Source organism: Ensifer sp. SSB1, assembly GCF_016652895.1.
Classification (GTDB): domain Bacteria; phylum Pseudomonadota; class Alphaproteobacteria; order Rhizobiales; family Rhizobiaceae; genus Ensifer.
Window position 1 is genome coordinate 1 of record NZ_JAEPRP010000233.1, and the last position, 9,035, is coordinate 9,035.

Here is a 9,035-nt window from a genome sequence, read left to right on the forward strand (position 1 = left end):
GGTCCTATCGACCATGAACAGTCCGCTTGGGCACCGAACGCGTTCAGGGCGCCGGTCCCGATTGGTCGGGACCGGCGTTGGCGGATCAGTTCGGGTTATTCCAGAGGATCACCTTGCGGTTCGGATCACCGCCCGGCGCCTGCGCAAGGTTGCCGAAGATCACCCCGATCTCCGGAGCTTCCAGCTTCACCGAGAGGTACTCCTCTCCGGTCTGGCGCGCGACACGGTTCCAGGCCGCGCCGATTTCAAAGCCAGTCTTGCGGTGGATGACGCGGTAGTCGGGGGCTTCTTCGCTTGCCTTGTTGGCGTTGGGGATGATGGCGATAGGGGCGTTGACCCGGATCGTGGCGAAGACGCCCTCGAGAGTGCCGTCGGTCTTCTGCGTCAGAGCTGCGATCGTGGTTGCCATGGTATTGTCTCCTTCGGTTGCTCGGGACCATTCCCGATGACGCGCGAAGAGACGGCCGATCTGCTGCGGTCATCTCGCACGAAAATTCTGGGAAATTCTATTTTCCGAAAAAAGGCGGGCGCGCTTCGTTCCGCTTGCCGGAAGAAGTGCAAGAAGCCCGCATGAAGAACCCAAATCGAATTTTGCTGAATTTTCGTGCGAGACGTACCCCTTTTAGGGGTTGACCGCGAAAGCAGGCGGTCGACTAAAGGGCGATGTAGAAACGGGAATGGTCTTGTTGCAGCCGAAGCCGGTGACAGACGGTTCAGGCAACCCAGATTGGCACTACTTAAGACCGCCGGCACATTGCAACGTGGGCACATCACGACGGTTTGCGCTACGCCCCCTCGCCCATCTCTGCCAATCGAAAGCAGCAAGGAGCGTCGACTGCCGCCACATCTCTCGGGTGCAAGTTGAGACGACCGCGGTGGACCATATTGCCAGAAAGCCGTACTGCAATATCTCGAGACGCTCGGCCCCGCCGAGATCGACCAAGTCGATCTTCGACAATCTTGCCCGCCGTCCGGTCTCGACACGAGTACAATCCCCCGACAGACACCCGTCTGCTCCGATCAGTCGGTCCTGAGCAATCGGGGCTGGCATCGCTTGACGATATCCGGGGTCGCCGACCTGCCTGATCGCCGAGGGCTCGACGCTGCCATGGTATCTCCGTCGGAAAAACACAATGAACGGATCGCCGCGGCGATCGGCCGCGAACGGCAAGGGCTATAACGCCGAGCAGTGAGGCTCCTGCCCCCGGGAACTCACCGAACGCAAGGGATCGTCACGTCGTCAAGGCGCGGCGCAGGCTTCGTGCAGCCGAGCCGGCGAATCCGCGCCCGCTCGGGCAGATCGCCGGATGAGAGTGACCTGTCTTGAACTGAGCGTCAAAAAGCCGTATATACGCCTCTGTAGATACACAAGGGAAGCGACCATGCCCCATCTTGCACGCGTATTCCAGTCCGGAAACTCGCAGGCCGTCCGCCTGCCGAAGGAATTCCGCTTCAACGTCGAGCGCGTGGAGATCACGCAGGAGGGCGATGCTCTCATTCTCCGTCCGCATGTCGAGGCGGGCGAGCCGTGGTCGTCGCTGAAGGCAGCGCTGGCCCGCGGCATGACTGACGACTTCATGGAGAGCGGGCGCGAGCAGCCGGAACAGCAGGATCGACCGGAACTTGACGCGGTGTTTCAGTGATCTCGCACCTTCTCGATACCAACGCTGTCATTGCCTTGATCGGCCGAAAATCGGATAGATTGGTCAGCCGTGTTCTCCACAGCCCTCAGGGCAGTCTCGGCCTACCCTCGGTCGTCGCGTATGAACTCTATTTTGGAGCGCAAAAAAGCGCAAAGGTCCAACACAACCTGGAAACCTTGCGTTTGTTGATGGCGGATTTTTCGATCCTCGATTTTGACCAGAATGACGCCTTTGTCGCGGGCGAGATCCGGGCGGCCCTTGCCGCTAAGGGGACGCCCATCGGCCCCTATGACGTGCTGATCGCAGGGCAGGCGAAAGCCCGTGGATTGACCCTCGTCACTAACAATGTCGGCGAGTTCAACCGGGTTGAGAACTTGCATGTGGAGGATTGGTCGGTGTGAGCCTCGACAGGTTCAGGGCCGCGCACGCGAGGCCGCGACATCGTCGTCAGGGTTGAGTGCCAACGACGAGATGACCAACCGCCGTGAAGGCAACACGCTGTGCTGTCTTCGGTTCACTGCGCTTCAGCTGTGACAGATGCGGCCGACGCACCGTTTGGTTTAAGCGTATTCGCATCGTCTCTGTCCGACATGATTCACGCAAAGCTCTCGTAGCCGGCGTGTTTCCGCCGACATCTTCGGACGCGTGCTTTCGCAGAAAAACATCTTCCTCCACCGCTGCTGCACGGGCGCCCCACCTTATACCATCGCATTTCTGATAGTCTAAACGACAGATCCGTGCTACATCGTCACCGTCCCTTACAGGCCCCTTGGATTGGCGGCGGAGATGCAATGTGCGACGGTTTCTGATTGGCGACAGGTCGTTCGAAGAGGAATCGAACGAATTCCAGGCTATTCTTCCACGTGCTTACGAACAGGGGCTCCGTCCACATTGTCAGTGCAAGGAACCGCCGGTTCCGATGTATATCGCGCAACTCGAGGGGCAGCATTTCGTCAAACGCATGCCGCTTTCGGGGCGCGATCACGACCCGGCTTGCCCCTCCTACGACCCCCCTTACGAGTTGTCCGGCCTCGGTCCTTTAATCGGCAATGCCATCCAGGTCGATGCGAACGGCAGGGCAAACTTGAAGATTGATTTTTCGATGACGAAGAAAGGTCCGCGAGCGGCCGCACCTCAATCGGCGGGTGCGTCAGAGCGCGCCATTCGCAATGAGCCACAGAAGCTATCATTGCGCGCGGTGTTGCACTACCTGTGGGAAATGGGTGAATTGACCGAATGGCGTTCCTCCTGGGCCGGAAAGCGCGGCTGGGGTCGGGTCCGCACGAGCCTCATGAACGCCGCGTCGCAAATGACGACTCGCGGCGGTCTGCTCAGCGACATGCTGTTTGTGCCGGAGACTTTCCGTCAGAAGGACAAGGAAGCAATTGCCGCGCGCCGAGCGACCGCACTTGCCGGTGCGCAAGCGTCCGGGACAGGACCGCGCAAACTGATGATTATGGTGGCGGAAGTGAAGGAGTTCATACCCGCGCGCGTGGGGCATCGGATCACGCTTCGGCATCTGCCCTTTCCACTCATGCTTGAACACGAAACATGGAAGCGGCTCAACGCCAAATACGAAACGGAACTGGAGTTATGGCGTTCGAACGATGAGCTGCATCTCGTTATGATGGCGACATTTGGGATTTCGGCATCCGGGGTCGCTGCCGTCGCAGAACTCGCGATGATGGTGGTGAACGGCAACTGGATCCCATTCGAAAACGTCCACGAACGTCATCTTCTGGAGAGACTGGGTGCGCTGCGACGCAAGTCCGTCAAAGGGCTACGCTTCAATCTCCCACAGGAGCAACCAATCGTGTCGGTCACCTTACCGGAAGAGCGGCCCTCCCCGGTCGCGATGTTCATCATCCCGGCCGGTGCAAGTGGGGACTACCAGCGGGCATTGGCGGAAATGATCGAGGCGAGACCAGAGATGACACCTTGGATTTGGTGCATCGCCGAGGGCGACATGCCGAAATTGCCGTGATCGCCAGAGTGCAGGAGGGATGGTTATTGTCTTTGCTGAGAGCAAGCTCGTTAGATGGTGAAGGAAGCAGCAAATGAAGGCATTCGTATCGTAAAGTTCAAGAACAGGCGCAGCCTTTCCGGCAGCGCCGCTCAATCTGGTAGAAATCAATCTCAGTCAAACGATAGATGCAGATTCTACGGACAGAGAAAGCGCACGGCGCCACGAGCCACAGCCCATTGCATCCTCGGCAACTTCTTTTCCGCTAAAGGCTGCCAGACAGCAGAGATGCCGTCATGCGGCGAGCCGATATAACTCGCTTTGCCGACGTCCTTTCTTCAGAGTTGGCCGATTGCCGCGATGTCGTCAATCGGCAATTTCAAGCACCGCGTCCTAGCGCCGCGGTCGGCACTCCCAAGCATTACCTCGCAAGTTTTTCGCTCGCGAGGTGATGATCCTTGGCGTTTGCTCTTGTAAGGGACGCCTATTCGGCGCCGCAAGCCTCATCTTGCTCGTCCTGTTGTGCATGCATCCAGTCAGCGATTTCCTGTGCTTTGCTGGAAGCAGTGAAGATGGCGCGCTTGTCGGAATTCATCACGTCGAGCCACGACCGAATGTAGCGGGCATGGTCCGGCCGCGGCTCGACACTGAGACCCAGATCGGCGCAAATCATAGCACTCAGGAGCTCGACCGTGCATTCCTCCATCGCATAGGCTGCCGTGCCGAAGCGTCCGGAAAGATCGCGGTCGAGGCGGTGGCTGGCGCCAGATGCGTGACCGCATTCATGGAGCAGCACGGCATAGTAGGCGACCGCATCGCGGAAACACGCGAACCTTGGGATCTGCACCTGGTCCGTAGCCGGGCGATAATAGGCTTGCGAGCCGCCGTGGCAGATGTCAATGCCCAGAGCCGCGCAGAACCGTTCGGCCCTATCGATCCGCTTTGCCTCTGGCAACACCGGGATCTCGGGCGGTGTGTAGCCGTCGACCTGGGCGCAGTTAAAAACCGAGTAGCCGCGAGCGAACATGGAGCGGGCGGGTTCGTCACGATTTCCATCGCAGGCCTGGTCATCGGTTTTGTCGCGATCGTGGGTCTTCCAAAACACGACAAGGTGGCCGTGCTCGCCCTTACGAACCTGAGCGCCGAGCGCTTGCCATTGGTGGTAAGTGCCCCAGATCCCGGTGGGATAGCCGGCCGCGTGCGCCGCAGCCCAGAGTGAGAGGATGTTGACGCCGCGATAAGTCTTGCTTGAGGCGATGTTGACGGGCGTGGTGATGGCCGATCCGTCGTGATGCCAGGGCATCCGGTAGTCACCGGCGCCGGCCTCGATGGCCGCGATAATCTGTTTGGTGACGCGCTCGTAGATATCGACTTGTGTTTGGCGTCTGCGATCTGTGGTCATTGGTGCCTCCTTCAGCTCGCCCTCTCCGTCGAGGGCGAGGCGGCAGGGGCAGACGCGGGAGGCCGGCCCGTCACACCCTGTTCTCGGTGCTGGTGCGGAACAGGGTTGATGGGCTGGCAGCGTGTGCCACAACCGAGCCATGTCTCGACGGGCGGGCTGAAGGAGAGACCGATCATGATCGGCGCCCGAAAAGTCCGGGATCTTGCGCCACTCTCAACCGGCCTCGTCTCGCGAAGAGCGCTTGAAGAGACACCCTTGGCGACGAGATCGGGCCAGGCCTGTCGGAAGTTCCTCGGTGACGATAGCGTCTACGGCGACCTCCAACGTCAGCACATGGATGTGTTTACAAGCGTTCGGTGGAGCCACATTTTCGATCGCCTTGGCACGGTGCAGGGGCGACGGTGGCTCGGCTTCGAAGGCACTGATGCACTCTCTAAGGGCTCTCCGGAAGGACCGCCGGTACCGCACTAAGGCAGCCTCGAGATGTGGCTTCCCCCTTCACCGCACCGTTCACCATCACCCGGTTGACACCGACCTCGTCTGCATGACGGCGGCCAGCGCGCGGTTCGTTTTGACGGTAGTCGAGGGGTGCGATGGCCACCCGCAACACCGTGTCGCTCTCCGGCTAGAGCGCGCTCATCACGCCCATCAGCGCTACTGATGAACCGGTGTTTGCGCCGCTTGTCGCGCACAATGGCATCGCGCATTCATTGGCGTCGGTCGATCGAACAGGGGCCTTCATCCTCAGCGACTGAGAAACGCCATAGCTCGCGGGGCGATTGGTCAGGCTATCGGCCGACGGTTAGAACATGTGATCTCGGAAACGGGAATGAACCTGCTTAATGATCCGGCACCATCGGGTATTCAGACGGCGTTCATTTTCGCCAGCGTGGTCGCCAACGGAGAGGCATCGGTGGCAGACAAGGTGTCCGGCGTTGGAAATCAGCCACCGCAAGGCTGACGTTGGAGGGACACAGCGCGCTGTTTTTTATACGGGCTCAATCCGGCAGATTGATCTGCGGTATTTTCATTTAACCTAAGGGCGGGCAAGGCGTAGAGCCCGCGCACCCCTTCAGATGGCGTTCGTCGGAGACGGCAGAATGAGGCGGTAGAACTGGGACGGCGATTAGATTTCTGATTTGCTTAAATTGCAATCGAGGGCTACATTGAAAACATAGGTCACACTTTGCCGTTGACCACGGATGTACTGGCATCGGCATGGTGCGATCACGAAAGGTCGGGTTTAGCCCGGCCTTTTTTGTGGGATGACGCTTTTCGTGGTCCTGTGCCCGCCGCCAATTTGCTTCGCGGAGCCGTTTCAAAGCAAAACCACCGCTCCCCGTCGAGAGGTTGCTTTCGATAAGAATAAACCCGGCGGACATGCCCGCCGGGCTCTTTATCACATCAAGAGATCTTATCAGGCTCGCAGTTGCTCATGCGAATCCCGCGTTTCCACCTCTTCCATTTCGCGTTCCCGCTTGTTGTAGCGGATCGAAGACCAAAGCGAGATGCCGATGAGCGCAGCCCCACCGAGGCCGGTGATCACTTCCGGTATGTGGATCAGGGTCTGGAAGTACATGACCACCGAGAGGATCAGGATCGCGTAGAATGCGCCGTGCTCCAGATAGCGGTATTCGCTGAGCGTCCCCTTTTCGACGAGCATGATCGTCATCGAGCGCACATACATAGCGCCGATACCGAGGCCGATCGCGATGATGAAGAGGTTCTGCGTCAGCGCGAAGGCGCCGATAACGCCGTCGAACGAGAAGCTGGCATCGAGAACTTCGAGATAGAGGAAGGCACCGAAGCCGCCCTTTGCTGCAGCACTCATGGTTTCCTGCTGCGCATCGAGCAGGCCACCGACCACCTCGACCACGAGGAAGGTCAGAAGACCGTAGATCGCCGAATAGACGAAGGTGTGCACGTCTGCAGGCTCAAGCAGCGTCGAGAAGCCAAGGATCAGAGCAAGGACGAATGCGATCTCGACGCCCTTGATGGTCGCAAAACGTGCCATCTTGGTTTCGACCCACTTGATCCAGTGCACGTCCTTCTCATGGTCGAAGAAGTAGCTGAGACCGACCATCATCAGGAAGGTGCCGCCGAAGGCCGCGATCGGCAGATGGGCGTCGTTCATGATGCGCGCATATTCCTCGGGCTTGCTTGCTGCCAGAACGATCGCTTCAATCGGTCCGATCTTCGCTGCGATAACGACGATCAGGAGCGGGAAGACGATACGCATGCCGAAGACGGCGATAAGGATGCCCCAGGTCAGGAAGCGATGCTGCCACTCGGGCGTCATGTCCTTGAGCTTGTTGGCATTGACGATGGCATTATCGAAGGACAGGGAGATTTCGAGCACCGCAAGCACGGTGCAGATGAAGAAGACGGAGGCCATACCGCCGATGGTTCCGGTCGATTGCCAGCCGAGCCAAGCGCCGAGCACAAGGCCCACCGCTGTGACAATGAAGGCCCAGGTGAAATAGCCGAGCGCGCCTCCTTCGCGCGGACGACGCCGGATTCGGTGAAAAGATGGGGTTTCAAAACAGAAATGCGCACGGCCCAAGGGGCACATGCGTGAGGCATGAGATCAGTTGTCATTGGAGCTAATCCGCCGGCTAATTTGCTGGCGGTACCGACATCACGAGAGCGCCGTAAAAACTCTCGCCAGAGGGGCCCGGCACCAGTGTTCATCCCGCGGTCCGATGTCTGGAGGCGGGAGCACTTTTCTAATTAGCAGCGTCCGGTGGAAGGTCAAGGGGGCACCTGCGCCCGGGCGCCCTTCCTTCCACGTGGGGGAGCCGGCTGCAGCGCCGCCGTACCCCTTCCGCCGGTCGAAGGCAGGGAATCGGAGCAAACAAACGATCGCGGCCACGGCTCTATGCATCAGCTGAACAGTAGCCCCGATTCATTCGCAAAACTTATGGTTCCATATGCAGACAGCAATGGATCGACTGGGCGGAATGTGGCATGGCGTGCGCAACTCTCTGAAGGCCTCGATATGACTGCGATCGCCACCCCCCTTACCGCCCCGAACGCCGCCCGAACAGGCGTCCTCATCATGCTGCTCGGCATGTTGATGTTTTCACTGAACGACGTCATGGGCAAATGGCTGGTCGCGACTTATTCCGTCAGCCAGTTAATGGTGATCCGCAGCATCGCGGCGCTCCTGTTCCTGTCACCCTTCATTCTGAGGCGCGGCCTGCGCTCGATGTTCAAGGTCGAGCGACCAGGACTGCAGGCGCTTCGCTCGTTGCTCTTTGCGATCGATGCCTCCGCTTTCTACTTCGCCGTCGCCTATATGCCGCTCGCCGATACCATGACCTATTGGCTGGCTGCGCCGATCTATGTTGCGGCCGCATCGCCGTTTCTGCTCGGCGAGAAGGTCGGCTGGCGGCGCTGGACGGCAATCCTCATCGGTTTTGCCGGCGTTTTGATCGCCCTCGAACCCTCCAAGGAAAGCTTCAGCCTGCCGGCACTGATCGCGCTTGCGGGCAGCGCCGCCTTCGCCTTCGCACTGATGCTTGGTCGCACCCTGCGTTCGACACCGGACACGACGCTCGTCTTCTGGCAGATCGTCGGCGCACTGATCTTCTCGCTCGTCGGCGTTGCGGCCAACCCCTCCGGTTGGGCACCGGTCGACGGTGAGGCCTTGATGCAACTCGGTATGCTCGGCATCGTCGCGATGCTGGCACACATCTTGGTCAACCGCTCCCTCAAGCTTGCCGACGCCGCCACCGTCGTGCCCTTGCAATACACGCTACTTTTCTGGGCCGTTGTCTTCGGTTGGTTCTTCTTCGGCGACACTCCCCGCCCAACGGTCCTGGTTGGCGCCGCGTTGATCGTCGCCTCAGGCCTCTTCATCTTCTTCCGCGAACAGCAATTGAAGAAGCGGCAGGCCAAGGCCTGAGATTGGTCCATCCAAGGGGTTTCGTTGGGCATCGCTCTCTGCTACCCCGCCTGCATTCAATGCCGAAGGAGGTGGCATGAAAGAGGCCACGCCCGCTGAGAGAACGGATCATTGAGATGG

At 59.5% G+C, this 9,035-nt stretch carries 8 protein-coding genes; 5 read left to right on the plus strand and 3 right to left on the minus strand.

Translation table 11 applies throughout. From position 1 onward, the window contains the following. Positions 1–85: 85 nt before the first annotated feature. Positions 86–409 carry a DUF736 family protein gene (locus I8N66_RS33845; protein ID WP_058323403.1) on the minus strand — a complete coding sequence of 108 codons (324 nt, stop codon included), beginning with the start codon at positions 407–409 and terminating at the stop codon, positions 86–88. A 973-nt stretch (positions 410–1,382) separates the two neighbouring features. Here I8N66_RS33845 and vapB point away from each other — a divergent pair. The 3 genes from vapB to I8N66_RS33860 all read left to right on the plus strand — a co-directional run bounded on the left by vapB (position 1,383) and on the right by I8N66_RS33860 (position 3,627). Continuing rightward, entirely contained in the window at positions 1,383–1,643 is a 261-nt protein-coding gene (vapB, locus tag I8N66_RS33850; protein ID WP_223729077.1) for a type II toxin-antitoxin system VapB family antitoxin, read from the plus strand. Beyond that, positions 1,640–2,044 (plus strand): type II toxin-antitoxin system VapC family toxin, encoded by a 405-nt coding sequence (locus I8N66_RS33855; RefSeq protein ID WP_223729078.1) that lies wholly within the window; start codon positions 1,640–1,642, stop codon positions 2,042–2,044. Before vapB ends, I8N66_RS33855 begins: the two co-directional genes overlap by 4 nt. Positions 2,045–2,436: 392 nt before the next feature. Next, entirely contained in the window at positions 2,437–3,627 is a 1,191-nt protein-coding gene (locus I8N66_RS33860; protein WP_291163853.1) for a DUF1173 domain-containing protein, read from the plus strand. A 463-nt stretch (positions 3,628–4,090) separates the two neighbouring features. On the opposite strand, the gene I8N66_RS33865 is transcribed toward I8N66_RS33860, so the two are convergent. Next, positions 4,091–5,008 carry a zincin-like metallopeptidase domain-containing protein gene (locus tag I8N66_RS33865; RefSeq protein ID WP_291163856.1) on the minus strand — a complete coding sequence of 306 codons (918 nt, stop codon included), beginning with the start codon at positions 5,006–5,008 and terminating at the stop codon, positions 4,091–4,093. Positions 5,009–5,837: 829 nt separating this feature from the next. Between I8N66_RS33865 and I8N66_RS33870 the strand changes: the two genes are divergently transcribed. Then, complete coding sequence (locus tag I8N66_RS33870) at positions 5,838–5,969, plus strand: hypothetical protein (RefSeq protein ID WP_291163859.1); 132 nt, start codon at positions 5,838–5,840, stop codon at positions 5,967–5,969. 456 nt (positions 5,970–6,425) lie between these two features. Here the strand turns inward: I8N66_RS33870 and I8N66_RS33875 are convergent, their stop codons facing one another. Next, complete coding sequence (locus tag I8N66_RS33875) at positions 6,426–7,526, minus strand: DUF475 domain-containing protein (RefSeq protein WP_291163865.1); 1,101 nt, start codon at positions 7,524–7,526, stop codon at positions 6,426–6,428. 480 nt (positions 7,527–8,006) lie between these two features. Between I8N66_RS33875 and I8N66_RS33880 the strand changes: the two genes are divergently transcribed. Next, positions 8,007–8,915: a DMT family transporter gene (locus I8N66_RS33880; protein ID WP_291163862.1), complete on the plus strand. Its 909-nt coding sequence runs from the start codon at positions 8,007–8,009 to the stop codon at positions 8,913–8,915. The last annotated feature ends 120 nt before the right edge of the window (positions 8,916–9,035 follow it).